Raw genomic sequence first — 18,326 nt, forward strand, 5'->3', positions numbered from 1 at the left:
ACCGTCCCTCCAGCTCCGACTATGCTGACGGTTATATCTACTACCGCTACGGCAAGAGCAAGGAGACTTACTTCTCCCGCAGTGAACTGAATAGTTACAAATTCTACTACAGCGACAGTGACTACGGCGATTATGACCTTGACCAGTTGAGCTTTGTCTCCGACAAGAGCTTCTCCGGCCCCGTCAAGCTCTCCTTCACCGTCTACGGCGGCTCCGGCTCCAAGACCAACCAGTCCGCCTCCGGCACGCTCATCATCTCTACCACCGGCAGCTCTTCCTCCTCCAAGGGGGACGTCACCTACACTGTCAAGGCCAATGATTCCGTTTCCCTCAGCGGCCGGGATTTTGATAAGTTCTATGACAACAACTGCTCCGGCACTTTCAAGTACGTGGTCTTTGACCGTCCCTCCAGCTCCGACTATGCTGACGGTTATATCTACTACCGCTACGGCAAGAGCAAGGAGACTTACTTCTCCCGCAGTGAACTGAATAGTTACAAATTCTACTACAGCGACAGTGACTACGGTGATTATGACCTTGACGAGCTGAGCTTTGTCTCCGACAGGAGCTTTACCGGCCCCGTCAAGCTCTCCTTCACCGTCTACGGCGGCTCCGGCTCCAAGACCAACCAGTCCGCCTCCGGCACGCTCATCATCTCTACCACCGGCAGCTCTTCCTCCTCCAAGGGGGACATCACCTACACTGTCAAGGCCAATGATTCCGTTTCCCTCAGCGGCCGGGATTTTGATAAGTTCTATGACAACAACTGCTCCGGCACCTTCAAGTACGTGGTCTTTGACCGTCCCTCCAGCTCCGACTATGCTGACGGTTATATCTACTACCGCTACGGCAAGAGCAAGGAGACTTACTTCTCCCGCAGTGAACTGAATAGTTACAAATTCTACTACAGCGACAGTGACTACGGCGATTATGACCTTGACCAGTTGAGCTTTGTCTCCGACAAGAGCTTCTCCGGCCCCGTCAAGCTCTCCTTCACCGTCTACGGCGGCTCCGGCTCCAAGACCAACCAGTCCGCCTCCGGCACACTGGTCATTTCCACCGGCGCCAACAGTTCCACGGTCTCCCGCTACAGCGGCAACATCCGCTACAGCACCACTCCCAGCACCGCGCTTCAGATCAACCCCAATGACCTTGCCCGGTTCTACAGCAAGAACGTCCCTGGCGCCGCGCTGCGGTATGTGGTCCTCACCGGCATTCCCTCTACCGGCAGCCTGTACTATAACTATTACGGCACCAGCCAGTACGGTGTTTCCAGCCGTATGCAGCTGACGTCCTCCTCCGCCTCCGGCAAGGTGTTCTCCTTCAGCCCCTCCAGCACCAGTGAGTACGCCCTGTCCGAGCTGACCTACATCCCCAGCGGCAGCAATTACTGCACGGCGGTCTCCTTCGCGGCCTACGGCTCCGATGGCAGCACCGTCACCGGCAGCATTCTCATTTCCGTCACGGCCTCCGCCGTGGCTGAGGTGTACACTGTGGCCACCAAGGGTACCTCTGTCAGCTTCCCGGCCTCCTCCGTGTACAGCGCCGTGTCTGCCGCCACCGGTTCCGGCCTTGCCTCCATCCAGCTTCTGGAGCTGCCCACCGCCACCTCCGGCGTGCTGTACTGCGGCTCCACCCGTGCTGACCTCACCACGAATTATAGCTATACCAGCAACTCCGACTCCATGACTCAGCTCCGCTTTGTTCCTAATGGCGCCTATACCGGCTCCGTTTCCATTCCCTACGTGGCGCTGGGCAGCAGCGGTACCGCCATTGCCGCCGGTACGGTGAGCATCGGTATTGTCAACAGCGTGAAGAAGTTCACCGACATCTCCACCTCTACATGGTGCTATAAGTACATCACAGAGCTTTCCGACGCCAATATCATCTCCGGCTATTCCAACGGCTCCTTCCAGGAGAAGAACACCATCACCTACGGCGCGGCGCTGAAGCTCATCATGCTGGCCGCCGGCTACTCTGAGCAGGCGCCCACCACAAAGGGCAGCACCTTCAGCGGCTATCTGACCCGCGCCAAGGCCGATGGTCTGGTAGAGGGCAATCCCAAGCTCAACGGCTCCATCACCCGGCTCCAGATTGCCCAGATTGCCGCTAAGGCCATGAAGCTCTCCGTCACCAATCTCTCCAACAAGAAGCCCTTCACCGACACCAACGACGTCTACGTGCAGGCTTTGAATGCCGCCGGTATTATCGAGGGCTATTTTGCCAACGGCTCCAGCACCTATAAGCCCAATAACACCCTCACCCGCGGTCAGGTTTCCGCTATCGTCTGGAGAATGCGGAACTACAACAAATAAATTCCACATCGCATAAACAAAGGGGCACTATCCATCGGATAGTGCCCCTTTGTTGCACGTTTTTGTGCAACACGCGCCTTATTTTTTTAATTTCCGTCTGATTTTCTCCTTGACCTCCGGGCTCAGCAGCCGTCCCGCCGCCCGCACCGGCAGGCTCGGCAGCTTGAAAAACCGCCGCCGTACCGCCGCAAACGGCTCCACGGCATAGCTCGCGAAAAACGCCGCCCGATCCGCTGCCGGGGCAATGGGCCCCGCCAGCCGGGGATTGCCCGCCACGGCCCGTTCCACCGGGAACGGCCGGCAGGCCAGCGCCAGCTTGTCAAAGACATAGCTGCCGTGGGGCGTGTTCACCAGCAGCAGGCTGATGCCCTCGTGCTGCTGCTCGGCGAATTCCTCCGGCTTCAGTCCCCAAAGGTCTCCCAGCGTAAAATCGCCGGGCCGGTTCAAATTCGTATATTGGCAGCAGTGACAGCTCTGCCGCAGAAACAGCGCCCGTCCGAACGCCCGGCCAAAGCCTGTGGCGAACAGCGGCGCGGAATCCACGGTTCCGTCCGTATAGGCTACGGTGAAATGGCTGTTTTTCCAGCCCTCCACCTTATCGCGGAAGCGCACATTGGCCAACTGCTTCCGCTTTTTCGCCTCAATGGCCCGTGCCTCCGCCTCCCACACGCCGGGAGAGGGCACCCCATGGCAAACCAAATCACAGGTAGTCAGATTTTCCGGCCGCCCGCCAAGATAGTGGTACAGCCCGTCCACCTGACAAGGCGTGCCGGTGAACAGTACCGGTCTTGTTTTCAGGGCCTCCTTCACCTCCCGGAACACACCGGAAAGATCGCTCTGGACATATTTGGCCCCCCGCAGCCGCCACAGGTCCTCCTTGCGGAAGCAGGCAACGTGCCGCAAATGCTGCTGTCCGTCCAGCGCCGCGCCGAATACCACGCCGCCGCCCTCCAGCACATAGTCCGCAATAGCGGTAAAAGCGCCGCCGGAGGTAGAATCTCGCCGCACGGCCGCGTCCCGGTTCCACGCAGCAAAGGCCGCCGGCAGATGCGCCGGTCCCCGTTCATGGAGCAGCGGGCAGATGCTTGTGCAACGCCCGCAGTGGACGCATTGATCCAAATCGACCTCCGGGAAATCAAATCCCGTCCGGTCCCGCACCATGCGGATAGCATTCTTAGGGCACCCGGCGGCGCAGGCCGTGCAGCCGGTACAGCGGCTTCGGTCCGCCAGTCTCGGAACGCTTGCCGCGCCCTGCTCTGTCTGCTTTTCCGGCGCATAGAGCCGGTTTTCCAGCGCGGCGGAAAGATACGCAAAGGAAGCCCCCCGGGCGGCGGTCAGCGCCGCCTCCACCCTTTCCCAGTCGATAGAAGCGTCCAGCGCCGCGGTGCTGCCTGTGCCGATGACCCGGTCCGTCAGCCCCAAGCGGCCAAGGATGCTCGCCGTTCGGGAGCGCTCCGGCGCCGCCAGCTCTGCCGGAGACACCGTGGTGAAAAACGGCCGGTGGAACTGAACGGAAAATACTGTCCCATGGAAGGAATTGGTCACCACATAGGCAGCATTTCGGAACAGGCTCAGAAACTCCGCCGGGCCCGCATCCAAGATCTGCCGGGCCTTGGGGTGAACCCTTCGGCGAATGCCGCAGAGCTGCACCACCGGCAGCCCCGTCTCCGCCGCCAGACGCTCCACATATGGCGTCAGGGCGCCGGGAGCACTGATGCAGTAGCAGAGAATGTACCCGCCGGCGGGATAGTCCGCCGGGTGGTTTGCCATGGCGGCCCACTGCTCCGCTGTCAGCAGCAGCGTGGGGTCCAGCACCTCCGCCGCCTCTCGGCCGGCCGTGTCCGCGATAATGGCGCAGCCCTGCCGCTCCCGGGCGGAAAGATGGGAAAAGCCCTCTAAATAGCCCTTCAGCTCCGTCTGCATCCCCTCCGGGATAACCGGGATGCCGAAGGAGGGCGCGTAGGCAATGCGGCGCTTTTGGGAAAACGTGCCGAAAAACACCGGGTCAAAGCGCCCATCCGGGAAAATTTTCGGGTTCCAGATCTGGTCGCTGCCGGAGAGAAGCACATCGTAGGGCAGTGCCCCCGCCGCCAGCTCGTCCCAGCTCCGATAGTGCCGCGCCGAGATGTGCAGCCGCTCCCGGCTGAACTGCTCAAACCGCCGGTAGCGCTCCGAGAGCGCCCCATAGTGCAGGGCCGTGTGGGCGTCATGAGCGGCAGAGCCAAGCCCTGTGGGCCGTCGGAACAGCGCGTTGTCCTGATTGACATAGTAGTCCACGATCTCGCAGTCCCACCCCAGCGACTCCACAGCCCGCTCCGTGGCGGCAGCCTGAAGCAGCGCGCCGTAGTGGTGGATATGGTAAAAGGTGACAAGTCCCGCTTTCAAAAAGCTACTTCCTTTCCGTTACTTCAAGTCCATGACCACATTTTCTGGGGTCATGAGGTCGTCCTCGGCGATCCACGTCTCCACAGGCACCACCTCAAACTCCGTTTTCGTCCGGCGGATGACCACCCGCTCAAGCCCCGCATTGATGACCATGCGGCGGCACATAAGGCAGGAGGTGGCATCCGGCAGCAGCTCCCCGGTGGCGGCGTTACGCCCCACCAGATAAATGGTGCCGCCTACCATATCCCGCCGGGAGGCGGAAATGATGGCGTTGGCCTCGGCATGGACGCTGCGGCACAGCTCGTACCGCTCCCCACGGGGGACGTTCATGGCCTCCCGGGAGCAATAGCCCATATCTACGCAGTTGGCCCGCCCCCGTGGCGCACCGTTGTACCCGGTGGAGATAATCTCATCGTTTTTCACGATAATAGCGCCGTAGACCCGCCGCAGGCAGGTAGCCCGCTCCAAAACGGTTTCGGCAATATCCAGATAATAATTTTCTTTACTGATTCGTTCCATGGGTTGTCCCCCCCGCAAGTCTCACCGGCCATATCGCCGTATTTTCGCCTATTTTATCACAGTCTCTGCCCTCTTGCCAAGGGCGGTACGTTATTTCATCGTCACCACCGTGACGCCACTCTCGCCCTCGCCGTAAACGCCGAGGCGGAAGGACTTCACGTTCTTGTTCCGCCGCAGAATCTCATGCACCGCCTTCCGCAGTGCGCCGGTGCCCTTGCCGTGGATAATGGTGACGGTCTCCAGATGGCCCATCACCGCGCTGGAGAGGAACGTTTCCACTACGCTCTCCGCCTCCAGTGTCTCCATGCCCCGGATGTCCAGCTCCCGGCTGGCGGCGGTGCGCAGCCCCATTACGCTGCTCCGCACCGGTCTCGGGGCCTTTTTCTTTATGGCCGCCCGCTCATCGTCCTCAATGAGCCGCACCTCATTGGCCTCGGCCTTCATCTTCAGAATGCCCGCCTTGAGCTGCAGCGTTCCGTCACTGCCGACGCTCACCACCTCCGCCGGAGTGCTGATGCCGGGAATCTCCACAAGGTCGCCCTTTTGAATGGGGCGGCTGGGCTTGGGGATGGGGGCCTGCCGGGCATCGTATTTGTCCACAGCCTCCTCCGCCTCGTTGAGCTGGCGGCGCAGCTCCGCCCGGGCCTCGTTGGCATTTATGGTCCGCTCGGCCTTAGCTTGCTCCTTCCGCATTTTCTCCAGCTCGGCAAACACGGCGTCGGACGCGGAGCGGGCATCCCGCAGAATGCGCTTGGCCTCGGCCTCGCCCCGGCTGCGGGCATTGTCCTTGGCCCGCTGCATCTGCTCCCGGAACTCCCGGGCCTTTCGTGCGTCCTCCTCCCGCTGGCGGTAGAGGCGGTCCGCCTCCTGCTCCCGCTTTTCCAATGCCTGCCGCTTTTCCTCCAACTGCGTCAGCACATCCTCGAACCGCACGGTATCTCCGCTGATCTGACTCTGTGCGTCCGTGATGACAGCCTCCGGCAGTCCAAGCCGCCGGGAGATGGCAAAGGCGTTGGACTTGCCGGGAATGCCGATGAGCAGCCGGTACGTGGGGCTCAGGGTCTCCACATTGAACTCACAGGAGGCGTTTTCCACCCCCGGCGTGGTCATGGCAAAGGTCTTCAGCTCCGCATAGTGCGTGGTGGCGGCAGACTTCGCTCCCAGTGCCCGCACGTGCTGGATGATGGCAATGGCCAGTGCCGCGCCCTCAATGGGGTCCGTTCCGGCCCCCAGCTCGTCAAAGAGAATCAGACTGTCACGGTCCGCTTCCTCCAGAATGGAGACAATGGTTTTCATGTGGGCGGAGAAGGTAGAGAGGCTCTGCTCGATGCTCTGCTCATCACCGATGTCCGCCAGCACCCGCTCATAGACAGACACCTCGCTGCGGTCCCCGGCTGGAATGTGCAGGCCGCACTGGGTCATCAGCGTCAGCAGCCCCAGCGTTTTCAAACTGACAGTCTTGCCGCCGGTATTGGGGCCGGTAATGACCAGTGTATCAAAGGCGCCGCCCAGCTCAATGTCGATGGGCACCGCCTTTTTCGGGTCCAGCAGCGGGTGCCGGGCTTTCCGCAGGCGGATGGCCCCGTCCCGCCGCACCAGCGGCCGGACAGCGTTCATTTTGTAGCTCAGCTCACCCCGGGCGAAAATCAGATCCAGCCGCACCAGCGTGTCATGGTCCCACAGAATATCCTCCCGGTGGGCGGCAGCGTCAGCGGACAGCTCCGCTAAAATGCGGTCGATCTCCGCCTGCTCCTTGGCCTGCAGCTCCGCGTACTCGTTATTGGCCTGCACCACCCCCATAGGCTCCACAAACACAGTGGCTCCGGTGGAGGAAACATCGTGAACAAGTCCCGGCAGATTGCCCTTCTGGTCCGCCTTCACCGGCACCACAAAGCGCCCGTCCCGCTGGGTGATGATGTTCTCCTGCAAGACCTTGGAATAGCTGGGAGAGGAAATGATTTTCTGCAAAATCTGGCGACTTTTGGCCAGCGCCGAGCGCATATGGCGGCGGATATCCCCCAGCTCCGGGCTGGCGGCGTCCGCCACGGTATTTTCATCCGGAATGCAGCGGCGAATTTTATCCTCCAAAAAACGGTTGCCGTGAAGGGACAGGAACAGCGAATCAAGGGCTGTTGACTCCATATTATCCGCATTGAAATACTCCTTGGCCCGTCTGGCAGAATACAGCAGATCGCCGATGCGAATCAGCTCCGGGAGATTGAGGCTGCCGCCACGGTCTGCCCGGTCCAGCAGCTCCCGCACCGGCTTCACGCCGGAAAAGCCCGGCGCGCCGTGAAGGGCGCTCATGGTGCGGGCACCGTCCGTCTGATCCAGCAGGCGCAGCACATCCTCGTAGTCCGTTTCCGGCCGGACAGCCAGCGCCAGCGCCTTGGCCTCCTCGCTGACCGCCTGATCCGCCAACAGCTGCAAGACCCGGGGCAGCTCCAATGTACGGATGGATTTATCGAATAATTCGCTCATAGTTACTCCTGATCGTATTTTTAATTTCCTAAGTTACGATGTATTTCAATTTTCACTCATGCCATACCCTGTACGCTCTTGTAAAAGTCCAACGTTTTGAAGCCCCGCTCCAACTGCGCGGCGAGGAATGCCTCCGCCGCGGCGGACAGCCGCTTCTGGGCCTCCGACCCCAGCGTAAAGGAATACAGCCGCTTGGCATCGCCGTAGACAATGTGCCGCAACGCCGCAAGGGAATCCGGGCACAGCGGCAGTCCCCGCCGCTCGCCGCCCCCGCAGGTGCCACAGCGGAGCACACCGTCCAACACATCGAAAAACGGCTGCTCCGGGTCCTGCCGCCCGCAGTAGGCGCAGGTGTCCGCCAGCGGCGCATACCCCGCAAGGCACAATAGCTTCAACTCAAAGGCCGCTTTCACCAAGGGCAGTGGCTTGTGCAGCACGGAGATGGCGTACAGCCCATTCAAAAGGTGACTTAAAAGCTCCTGATGGGGCGCGTCCTCTGTGGCAACGGCCTCCGTCAGTTCCGCGAAGTAAAACCCCAGCACCATAGCCGCCAAATCCGTCCGCAATCCGGCGAACAGATCCAGCGTGGTGCCCTCGTTAGCGTAGTACCAATCGCCCTTTTTGTAGAGCGTCCACTCCGAATAGGCCAGCGGCTGGGCGCAGGCGGCAAATTTGCAGCTCTTGCGCCGCGCCCCCCGGGCAATGACCGCGATCTTACCCTGCTCCGCAGTCAGAACGGTCAGAATTTTGTCGGCGTCCCGGGTCTCCGTTTCCCGCAGGACCACGCCCCTTGTCACGATATACGGCGTCCCGGCCACCTTCTCACCACCTATGCCCACGATATCAGGCCATCTGCTCTTTATTATAGCATATCCCGGAAGCATTTCAAGAAATACAGCGGATTCCAAGTTCTTCCCGCCGCAAAATCGCGCAAAGCGGAGAAAAAGCTGCTTTTCCGCCTGCGGCCAAAAAGCCCCCCAACGCAAAAAAAAGAAACCGGAAGCGTTGCTTCCGGTTTCTTAAATACAGAACAATGCTTGCCGCGCCTTAGTCGGTGACGTAGGGCAGCAGAGCGATCTGACGGGCACGCTTAATGGCCTCAGTCAGCTGACGCTGATGCATGGCGCAGGTGCCGGTGGTCCGACGGGGCAGAATCTTGGAACGCTCAGAAACGAAACGACGCAGCTTGGCGGCGTCCTTATAATCGATGCTCTCGCACTTCTCGGCGCAGAACTGGCAGACCTTACGGCGCTTGTTGCCGCGGGCGGGGCGAGCGGGACGAGCTTCACGATCGAAAGCCATGATTGCTTCCTCCTTTTAGTAATATCAGAACGGCAGTTCGCCGTCATCCTCACCGATCTCGGCGAAGTCAGAGCCGCCTGCATTGAAATTGCTTGGGGCGGCATTTTTATAAGCGGGCGCGGCGCTGTACCCGGAGGAATCGCCGCCATCGCGCTTGGAGTCCCCGAAGTAGACATTGTCGGCCACAACCTCGGCGCTGCGGCGCTTGCCGCCGTCCTTGTCGGTCCAGTCCCGAATCTGCAGCCGGCCCTCCACCACGGCCATACGGCCCTTGGTGAAATACTTGCTGACAAACTCGGCGGTGGAACGCCATGCCACAATGTCGATAAAATCCGTCTCCTTTTCGCCGGACTGGGACTTGAAATCCCGATCAACAGCCAGAGAGAAGGACGTCACGGCGGTACCGGTTCCGGTGCGCCGCAGCTCGGGGTCACGGGTCAAACGGCCCATGAGAATGATTTTGTTCAGCATACGCTGCTCCTTACTCGTCCTTGCAGACGATCAAAGAACGCATAACGCCTTCGGCGATCCGCAGCTTACGATCCAGCTCGCGGGGGAACGCCGGGCCGCTGACGAACGTCATCAGCACATAGTAGCCTTCGGTCTTGTAGTTGATGGGATAAGCCAGCTTGCGGGTACCCCACTCCTCCACAACAACGTCGGAGCCGTTCTGCTCAGCCAGAGCCTTGAAGTTCGCCACCTGGGCGGCGATAGCCTCCTCACCCTGTGCAGGGTCGAGCACGAACACGACCTCATAATTGGCAGAAATCTTTGCCATATTTGCACCTCCTTTTGGACAATTGGCCCTCATTCTCAGATGAGAGCAAGGATTTGCCTGCATACTGCAAGCCATATTATTATATAAGAAATCCGGGAAATGTCAAGAAAATTCTTCAATTTTCCGATTATTTTTTGAAGGCCGGGTCCTTTGCGGCCACGGCGGCGCTTTTCTCTTGCAAAACAGGAAAAAGTGTGGTATAATAAGTATCTTGTAAAGCGATGTCCACCAGAAAGCATTTCCCGCAGCGCGCAAACGCACAATTTTATATTCGGAGATGTACCCAAGCGGTTGAAGGGTCCGCACTCGAAATGCGGTAGGCGCCTTAAAAGCGCGCGAGAGTTCGAATCTCTCCATCTCCGCCAAAAAGGAACACCACCCTGATGGGTGGTGTTCCTTTTTGGCGGAGGTTTGCCGCGCAAACTTATCCTGCGGGGGAATCGGAAAGCAAGGGGAACACGGCTATGCCGTGTCCAGCGTGTCGAAAAAGTCTTTTCTCCCCGCTGAACAAGTTTTCAGAACTTCATAAAAGTTCTGAAAACTAAGGATTTCAATGGCGCAGGACACCCTTCTTGGGTTTCCCGCGCACACCCTTCCTTACCGTTGCGGAGGATTTACCACTTTATCGACAGTCTCAACACGGCTATGCCGTGTCCTTCCCCGTTTCTTCACATCCATTTTCCGTGTAATTCTATTCTCATCCCCCCGCAAGGCACGCCAGTTTCCATACCCGGGGCAGCATTTGCCGGAAGGTAATGCGCGGCACCGCCTCCCCTGCCAGCAGGGGCAGTTCCGCCACCGTTTCCTCCCCGACGGTGATGGTCAGCGTTCCCAAACGGTCCCCCGCCGCCACCGGTGCCTGCACCGCCGGCTCCAGCGTAACGGATTGGCTCAGTGTCCCGGCCTTTGCCTTTTCCAGAAGCAGCTTGTTCTCCGGCCCCGGCACCGGCTGCACGGTAGCCTGACTGCCCAGCGTCACCTTTACCGGCGGCAGCGGCTCCTCCGGCACGATCGTCTTCAGCGCATAGGCGGAAAAGCCGTAGTTCAGCAGCGTCTGCGCATCCTGAAATCGCTGGGCGGAAGTCTTTCCGTTCAGAATCACCGCGATAAGCTCCATCCCGTCCCGCTCCGCCGTGGCGGAAATGCAATACCCGGCAGCGTTGGTGGAGCCGGTTTTCAGGCCGGTGGTTCCCTCATAGAACCGCACCAGCTTATTGGTGTTCACCAATGAGGATGCCCCTCCCCGCAAGGTGTCCATCCAGACGGTGGTATATTTGCGGATATCCGGGTGATGCAGCATCAGCTCCCGGCTCATCAGGGCAATGTCATAGGCCGAAGTCACATGCCCCTCTGCCGGGAGGCCGCAGGCATTTTTGAACACAGTATCCGCCATGCCAAGCTCCGCCGCCCGCTGGTTCATCCGCTCCACAAAGGCCTCCTCACTGCCGGCGATGTGCTCCGCCAGCGCCACGGCGCAATCGTTGGCGGACACCACGCACACGGCCTTGAGCATTTCGTCCACCGTAAGCTGCTCCCCCTCCTTCAGCCAGATCTGACTGCCGCCCATAGAGCAGGCGTGAGGTGAGGCGGTCACAGTGTCCTCATAGCGCAGCGCGCCGCTGTCGATAGCCTCCATGGTCAGCAGCAGCGTCATGATCTTCGTCACGCTGGCCGGTTCCAGCCGCTCATGCTCGTTTTTCGCGAACAGCACCGTGCCGGTGTCCTTTTCCATCAGCAGCGCCGACGGCGCCGTTACCTCCAGCGCATAAGCGCCGCCGTTCAGCAGCAGTACCGCCAGCAGCAGCGACAGAGCTTTTTTCATAGCGCCCCTCCCCTTTCTGATCGCTCCTATTGTATGAGCGGGGAAAGAACTTCATGCCATCGTCATTTTTCGTGTTGCAAATCAGAAAAGAGTCTGCTATAATACCCTTGTTCACGCGGCTGTAGTTCATCGGTAGAACGGCAGCTTCCCAAGCTGCATAGGTGGGTTCGACTCCCATCAGCCGCTCCATAAAACGGGGTGTCAAGACACCTGTTTTGACACCCCGCCTCCGCTTTTTTCAGGAAAAGAAAAGATTTTCCTTGACAGTCTATGAAAGATATGATATTCTAATTGTTGCCGAAAAGCTGCCGGTGTGGTGGAATGGTAGACACAGGAGACTTAAAATCTCCCGGTAGCAATACTGTACCGGTTCGAGTCCGGTCACCGGCACCAAAATCAAATATCGCGGAGTAGAGCAGTTGGTAGCTCGTCGGGCTCATAACCCGGAGGTCGCAGGTTCGAGTCCTGTCTCCGCAACCAGAAAGTCCTGATTTCTTGCGAAATCAGGACTTTTTCCGCACTTTTGCGCTCAATAACTTACTTGCTGTTTTTTCTGACCCAAACGCTGACCCCAACGGGAGCGGATAGCGGAAAGGTCTATACCGCACCAGAGAGGATGTTACCCATTGTTTTTGCCGCTTCACGCTTGGCGGAGGTCGTTACATGAGCGTAGGTGTCCAACGTAAACCCTGCCGAAAAATGCCCCAGCATGCCAGACACGGTCTTGATGTCCACTCCGTTTTGCAGGGCCAGCGTTGCGAAGGTGTGACGCAGGTCATGGAAACGCACCTTCGGCAGCCCTGCCCGCTTTAGGACTCGATGCAGCATGTGCAACACGCTGTCCGGGGACATGGGACCTCCAGTGGGCGAGGGAAACACCCACTCGCTGTTACCCGTTTTTCTTCTTTGCTGCATCAGAACGCTTATCGCATCTGCCGACAGCGGCAGGGTGCGGTAGGCGTTTTTTGTTTTCAGCGGCATCTCAATGATCTTGCCGTCGATGCGCCCGATCTGCCGTTGAACCCGAAGGTCTCCTTTTTCCCAATCAATGTCCGACCATTTTAATCCGAGCAATTCACCCCGCCGCAGGCCGGTGGTCAGGTCGATATAGTACAGGGCGAACACGCCGCTGTCTTTTGCCTCGCGGAGGAAGGACGTCAGCTGCTCAACAGGAAGCGTCTGCATTTCCTTGCGCTCCGCCTTCGGCAACGCGCAGCCGTCTGCCGGATTGCGGGCGATCAGCCGCTGCTCGATTGCCAGCTTCAGGGCAGAGGAAATGATTTGATGGATGTTGCGCACTGTTTTGGCACTCAGTCCCTTGGGCTGCTTGTGTGCTTCGATTCGCTCTACCCGCCCTTCTGCCAACAATTTCTTGTAGAACTGTTGCAGATGCAGCGTTGTCAGATCATTCAACGGGATCTTGCCGAGCTGCGGCTTGATGTGGTTTTCAATGTAGCCATGATAGGTCAGGTAGGTGGATGGGCGCATTTTGATTTTGGCATAGTTCTCGTACCACACTTCTAACCAGTTACCCACAGTGTAGGTCTTGGCCCGTCCATAGTCGATTCCCACATTTTCTTCGATGGCCTTTTTCAGCTTTTCTTTTACTTCCGCTTGTGTCTTGCCGAGGACATTTTTGATGATGGCCTTTCCGGTTTCCGGATCGTGACCGACAGTGTACCGGCCCTCCCAGCGGCCATCCTTTCGCTTTCGGATGTTGCCCTCGCCGTTTGCTCGTCGCTTTGGCATGGTATCAGCCCCTTTCGCAACGAACAATACCGTAACCAAGGGAACAAAGCTACCCGAAAGTCGAACTGTTATCAGAAAGTTATCATCTGCTTTGCATCGCTCTTTTCTTTGCCTATTGCGACGCAATTTTTGCGCTGCCGGGGCGTTCTCTTTGGTTACAGCGGTGCGATTTTTGAACGCTTGAAAGTCTCTTTTCATTGACTACAGCGGCGCAAAATGTGTGCGACCTGCGCCATCGGTCATGCGGATGCGATTACCTTGATTTTCTTCAAAAACAGCCATAAGGCGCCACCAAAATCCTTGGGACGCCTGCGCTTGCGGGAACTAAGACGCCAGCCGCTCTGAAATTTTCTTCAAAAGGCGCCACAACCGACTGCGCTGAAACCCCCGTCAACTGCCCGCACTGCGGGCAGAAGTGATTGGGCAGAGCGTCGGTTCCGACGCCAGCCGTTTATCCTGCTTTCTTTTTCGTCCTCGAAAAAGCTGCGAAAAGCGCAGGAAACGCAGTCATACCAACGCTTCTAATGCATTGGTCACACGGACTTCAAGGGTCTCTCAAACGCCGTTACAAACACCCATCCCCTACTTCCATCAATGGGTACCACACGGCAAAAAAGCTCTTGTCGCAATCGCCTGCAAAACGGCCCACATTCGCTTTTGCGGATGAAAGTGGGTACACACTCGCCTTTGCCAACAGGATCGCACACAGCGGCTCACAGGGCGAAACGGGGGGCGTTTCGGATGGGGGGTGGTATCTCTACCCTCGGAGCGTTTCACACGTTTCGGAAACCCTGCGTGGCCAGGTATCAGAACGGCAAACTTTGCCGCTTTTGGGGCTTGGTCGGGTGTGCTCCCGAAGAACGCGGAGAGCCTGCGGAACAGCGATGCGCTCATGCGTGTCGCTGTTCCGCAGGCGTCGCGGCCCCGCCGGGCTGCGCGATCTTTTCCGTTTCTGTCGAAATTGCGGCTTGTACACACTCGGCTCTCCGAGAAAAATCGCACACAAGGGTACACACGCCGAAATAGGTGGCGTTTTGGGTGGGGGCGCTATCATTACCCTCGACACGAGCTGCACGTTCACGAACATCCCCGGGCCGGGTATCAGAACGGCAAACTTTGCCGCTTTTGGGTCTTGGTCGGAGGCGCTCCCGAAGAACGCAGAGAGCCTTCGGGACAGCGATGCGCTTATGCGTGTCGCTGTCCCGAGGCGTCGCAGCCCCGCTGGGCTGCGTGATCTTTTTCGCTTCTGCCGAAGTTGCGGCCTGTACGCCCTGTTCCAGATACTTCTTTCTGTTCTCCAGACGCTCCAGCTTGTGCTGTTCCTGTGCAAGCTGCGTCTCGGCTTGTTCCTTGTCGGCTCGGAGCTGTTCAAGGGTTTTCGGTTTTGTCATTGTGCTTGACCTCCTTTTTTGAAAATGAGTAAAAAAGACCGCCGACTTTTTCACATGACGATGTGTGTCAACGGTCTATTTTTCCGTATTTACTTGTTAATCTCGGTATGACAAACTGCAATTAGTCATTTCAGTAAGTATTTTCCGAGTCCTACCTGAATCAAATACAGGACAAGGATATGTGCTGGATAAAAAACATAGAAAAAGTATTTTAGCTTCAGTTTACCACGCTTTCCGTTGTATAGTAGAATAAGCAAGCAGGCAAGAAGCGTACATAAAGGCGGTTGATTCCCCGTTGTCCCCATGTAAGCCAAAAGGAACAGCAACACTTGATAGATTCGGTGATTACGGCAAATATAAAATGCTGATATGAATAAGATCCCCTGCATACCGTAGTCACAATGGATTCCTTCCGCAATGCCGGAAAAAAGCACTACACTGAGAACTTGCAGGACTGCTGATTTTATTCTATCCACCGGTAGGTCTGATTTACACGAAAATCTTTCAAGGCATACCAATGTCAATAAGCCTAAAAACAAGGTGAAAAATACATTTTGATACTTCAAGTAAAACGGAAATGTACCTTCCATTCGTGAATACGCATTAAAGAAACCTATGTCAAATGGAACTTCTGAAATAAGGGCAAATGCAAGCATCAGCCCAATATAGCGTTTTTTACTTCTTGTGTGTTGGAATCCTTCTGCCAGCAAAAAACAGAATAGCGGAAAAGCAATCGTCCCAATGCTTTGCAAATCAAACCGTATGAAATAATCTATCTCTCGGAATCTCTCCCACGACATTTGCCCGTTATCTGCCATAGCCCCCCAGTAGTTTGATAGCAGCCATTGCAGCACAATTTTACATAGATGGTCAATAAGCATTGTCAGTACAGCAATAACCTTTAACGAATTTCCTGAGAGAAATTGAATGCGATTTATTTTCCTATCAAGGCTCATAAAGCAACCTCCTACCAACTTCCAATTCTACGATTTTTCGCATTCAAATTATACCATAAAACTCGTGAACAATTCTATCGCAACTTTGGAATATATGAGAAAAGTCCGAACAGTTTTCTGCCCGGACTTCCTCGCTCAATCGTAAGTCAATTCTGCTCTGGAGGTCAACGGTATTCGCTGGACTGCGCTTGACCCACTTTTGACCCAGAATCCGAAAAAAGCGGGCAGGGCCGGACGGAAACAACGGAAAATTCGCCGAGCGAACGGCGGTAAAAAGCACAAATCGGAGCCGAAATGACTCCGATTTGTGCTTGAGACTGCCTCATAACCCGGAGGTCGCAGGTTCGAGTCCTGTCTCCGCAACCAGAAAGTCCTGATTTCTTGCGAAATCAGGACTTTTTCCGCACTTTTGCGCTCAATAACTTACTTGCTGTTTTTTCTGACCCAAACGCTGACCCCAACGGGAGCGGATAGCGGAAAGGTCTATACCGCACCAGAGAGGATGTTACCCATTGTTTTTGCCGCTTCACGCTTGGCGGAGGTCGTTACATGAGCGTAGGTGTCCAACGTAAACCCTGCCGAAAAATGCCCCAGCATGCCAGACACGGTCTTGATGTCCACTCCGTTTTGCAGGGCCAGCGTTGCGAAGGTGTGACGCAGGTCATGGAAACGCACCTTCGGCAGCCCTGCCCGCTTTAGGACTCGATGCAGCATGTGCAACACGCTGTCCGGGGACATGGGACCTCCAGTGGGCGAGGGAAACACCCACTCGCTGTTACCCGTTTTTCTTCTTTGCTGCATCAGAACGCTTATCGCATCTGCCGACAGCGGCAGGGTGCGGTAGGCGTTTTTTGTTTTCAGCGGCATCTCAATGATCTTGCCGTCGATGCGCCCGATCTGCCGTTGAACCCGAAGGTCTCCTTTTTCCAAATCAATGTCCGACCATTTTAATCCGAGCAATTCACCCCGCCGCAGGCCGGTGGTCAGGTCGATATAGTACAGGGCGAACACGCCGCTGTCTTTTGCCTCGCGGAGGAAGGACGTCAGCTGCTCAACAGGAAGCGTCTGCATTTCCTTGCGCTCCGCCTTCGGCAACGCGCAGCCGTCTGCCGGATTGCGGGCGATCAGCCGCTGCTCGATTGCCAGCTTCAGGGCAGAGGAAATGATTTGATGGATGTTGCGCACTGTTTTGGCACTCAGTCCCTTGGGCTGCTTGTGTGCTTCGATTCGCTCTACCCGCCCTTCTGCCAACAATTTCTTGTAGAACTGTTGCAGATGCAGCGTTGTCAGATCATTCAACGGGATCTTGCCGAGCTGCGGCTTGATGTGGTTTTCAATGTAGCCATGATAGGTCAGGTAGGTGGATGGGCGCATTTTGATTTTGGCATAGTTCTCGTACCACACTTCTAACCAGTTACCCACAGTGTAGGTCTTGGCCCGTCCATAGTCGATTCCCACATTTTCTTCGATGGCCTTTTTCAGCTTTTCTTTTACTTCCGCTTGTGTCTTGCCGAGGACATTTTTGATGATGGCCTTTCCGGTTTCCGGATCGTGACCGACAGTGTACCGGCCCTCCCAGCGGCCATCCTTTCGCTTTCGGATGTTGCCCTCGCCGTTTGCTCGTCGCTTTGGCATAAAATCAGCCTCCTTTGCCAACGAACAATACCGTAGCCAAGAGGGAAAAGCTACCAGAAAACGGAACAGTTATCAGAAAGTTATCATTTGAAGAGGACGCCTTATCTTTGTCTATTGCGGCGCAATTTCTGCGCTGCCGGGGGCGTTCTCTTTAGTTACAGCGGTGCGATTTTTGAACGCTTGAAAGTCTCTTTTCATTGACTGCGGTGACTCAAAACACGCTTGCCCTGCACCATTGATTACGCGAAGGTGATTACCTCGATTTCCTTCCAAAACGGCCACAAGGCACCACCAAAATCCTTGGGACATCTGCGTTTGCGGGAACCAAGACGCCAGCCGCTCTGAAATTTTCTTCAAAAGACGCCACAACCGACTGCGTTGAAACCCCCGTCAACTGCCCGCACTGCGGGCAGAAGTGATTGGGCAGAGCGTCGGTTCCGACGCCAGCCCTTTATCCTGCTTTCTTTTTCGTCCTCGAAAAAGCCGTGAAAAGCGCAGGAAACGCAGTCATACCAACGTTTCCAGCACATTGTCCACACGGTCTTCAACACCTCCGGTACAAACGGCCCACGTTCGCTTTCGTGGGCGAAAGCGGGTACACACGCCACCCCAGCCCTGAACCGCGCACACAGCGGCTTACACGGCGAAACAGGTGGCGTTTTGGGTGGGGGTGGTATCACTACCCTCGGAGCGTTCCACACGTTTCGGAAACCCTGCGTGGCCGAGGTTTAAAACGGCAAACTTTGCCGCTTTTGGGGCTTGGTCGTGGGTGCTCCCAAAGAACGCAGAGAGCCTTCGGGACAGCGATGCGCTTATGCGCGTCGCTGTCCCGAGGCGTCGCGGCCCCGCTGGGCTGCGTGATCTTTTCCGTTTCTGTCGAAATTTATGGCTTTACGCCCCGCGCTCAGGGCTTTCTGTACGTGCGCGGTGGGGGTGGTATCACTACCCTCGGTGCGCTTTGTGTGCTTCTGAAATGCCGGACGGCCGCTTGGC

General features: G+C 57.0%; 12 protein-coding genes, 4 tRNA genes and 1 pseudogene. 5 read left to right on the forward strand and 12 right to left on the reverse strand.

The window, feature by feature from the left end:
* A partial coding sequence (locus PY311_RS09695) for an S-layer homology domain-containing protein (RefSeq protein ID WP_286148479.1) occupies positions 1–2,315 on the forward strand: 2,315 nt, incomplete at its 5' end.
* A gap of 78 nt (positions 2,316–2,393) precedes the next feature.
* Here PY311_RS09695 and PY311_RS09700 read toward each other — a convergent pair.
* The 7 genes from PY311_RS09700 to rpsF form a co-directional block, all read right to left on the reverse strand.
* Positions 2,394–4,700, reverse strand: coding sequence for a polysaccharide pyruvyl transferase family protein (locus tag PY311_RS09700; protein ID WP_286148480.1), 2,307 nt, complete (start codon positions 4,698–4,700; stop codon positions 2,394–2,396).
* An 18-nt stretch (positions 4,701–4,718) separates the two neighbouring features.
* Positions 4,719–5,219, reverse strand: a complete 501-nt coding sequence (locus tag PY311_RS09705) for a deoxycytidylate deaminase (protein WP_286148481.1) — start codon at positions 5,217–5,219, stop codon at positions 4,719–4,721.
* Between the two features lie 90 nt (positions 5,220–5,309).
* Positions 5,310–7,700 carry an endonuclease MutS2 gene (locus PY311_RS09710; RefSeq protein ID WP_286148482.1) on the reverse strand — a complete coding sequence of 797 codons (2,391 nt, stop codon included), beginning with the start codon at positions 7,698–7,700 and terminating at the stop codon, positions 5,310–5,312.
* Positions 7,701–7,756: 56 nt separating this feature from the next.
* Entirely contained in the window at positions 7,757–8,539 is a 783-nt protein-coding gene (gene recO / locus PY311_RS09715) for a DNA repair protein RecO (RefSeq protein ID WP_286148483.1), read from the reverse strand.
* 208 nt (positions 8,540–8,747) lie between these two features.
* A complete protein-coding gene (gene rpsR, locus PY311_RS09720; RefSeq protein WP_286148484.1) occupies positions 8,748–9,002 on the reverse strand; it encodes a 30S ribosomal protein S18 in 255 nt (84 codons plus the stop codon).
* A 24-nt stretch (positions 9,003–9,026) separates the two neighbouring features.
* Positions 9,027–9,473 carry a single-stranded DNA-binding protein gene (locus PY311_RS09725; RefSeq protein WP_286148485.1) on the reverse strand — a complete coding sequence of 149 codons (447 nt, stop codon included), beginning with the start codon at positions 9,471–9,473 and terminating at the stop codon, positions 9,027–9,029.
* 10 nt (positions 9,474–9,483) lie between these two features.
* Complete coding sequence (gene rpsF / locus PY311_RS09730; protein ID WP_286148486.1) at positions 9,484–9,780, reverse strand: 30S ribosomal protein S6; 297 nt, start codon at positions 9,778–9,780, stop codon at positions 9,484–9,486.
* 273 nt (positions 9,781–10,053) lie between these two features.
* Here rpsF and PY311_RS09735 point away from each other — a divergent pair.
* A tRNA-Ser gene (locus PY311_RS09735) sits at positions 10,054–10,145 on the forward strand.
* A gap of 332 nt (positions 10,146–10,477) precedes the next feature.
* Here PY311_RS09735 and PY311_RS09740 read toward each other — a convergent pair.
* Positions 10,478–11,602 (reverse strand): D-alanyl-D-alanine carboxypeptidase family protein, encoded by a 1,125-nt coding sequence (locus PY311_RS09740; RefSeq protein ID WP_286148487.1) that lies wholly within the window; start codon positions 11,600–11,602, stop codon positions 10,478–10,480.
* Positions 11,603–11,717: 115 nt separating this feature from the next.
* Between PY311_RS09740 and PY311_RS09745 the strand changes: the two genes are divergently transcribed.
* The 3 genes from PY311_RS09745 (at position 11,718) to PY311_RS09755 (ending at position 12,082) form a co-directional block, all read left to right on the forward strand.
* Positions 11,718–11,791 (forward strand) — tRNA-Gly (locus PY311_RS09745).
* A 118-nt stretch (positions 11,792–11,909) separates the two neighbouring features.
* Positions 11,910–11,995 (forward strand) — tRNA-Leu (locus PY311_RS09750).
* 11 nt (positions 11,996–12,006) lie between these two features.
* Positions 12,007–12,082, forward strand: a tRNA-Met gene (locus PY311_RS09755).
* 117 nt (positions 12,083–12,199) lie between these two features.
* Here PY311_RS09755 and PY311_RS09760 read toward each other — a convergent pair.
* The 4 genes and pseudogenes from PY311_RS09760 to PY311_RS09775 all read right to left on the reverse strand — a co-directional run bounded on the left by PY311_RS09760 (position 12,200) and on the right by PY311_RS09775 (position 17,333).
* Entirely contained in the window at positions 12,200–13,351 is a 1,152-nt protein-coding gene (locus tag PY311_RS09760; protein ID WP_286148488.1) for a tyrosine-type recombinase/integrase, read from the reverse strand.
* A 1,268-nt stretch (positions 13,352–14,619) separates the two neighbouring features.
* A pseudogene (locus tag PY311_RS09765) lies at positions 14,620–14,742 on the reverse strand (DUF3847 domain-containing protein); the annotation flags it as partial.
* Between the two features lie 125 nt (positions 14,743–14,867).
* Positions 14,868–15,698: a TraX family protein gene (locus PY311_RS09770; RefSeq protein WP_286148489.1), complete on the reverse strand. Its 831-nt coding sequence runs from the start codon at positions 15,696–15,698 to the stop codon at positions 14,868–14,870.
* 483 nt (positions 15,699–16,181) lie between these two features.
* Positions 16,182–17,333: a tyrosine-type recombinase/integrase gene (locus tag PY311_RS09775; protein WP_286148490.1), complete on the reverse strand. Its 1,152-nt coding sequence runs from the start codon at positions 17,331–17,333 to the stop codon at positions 16,182–16,184.
* Positions 17,334–18,326 lie beyond the last annotated feature (993 nt).

It is taken from the genome of Neopoerus faecalis (assembly GCF_029218125.1).
Lineage (GTDB): Bacteria > Bacillota > Clostridia > Oscillospirales > Oscillospiraceae > Oscillibacter > Oscillibacter faecalis_A.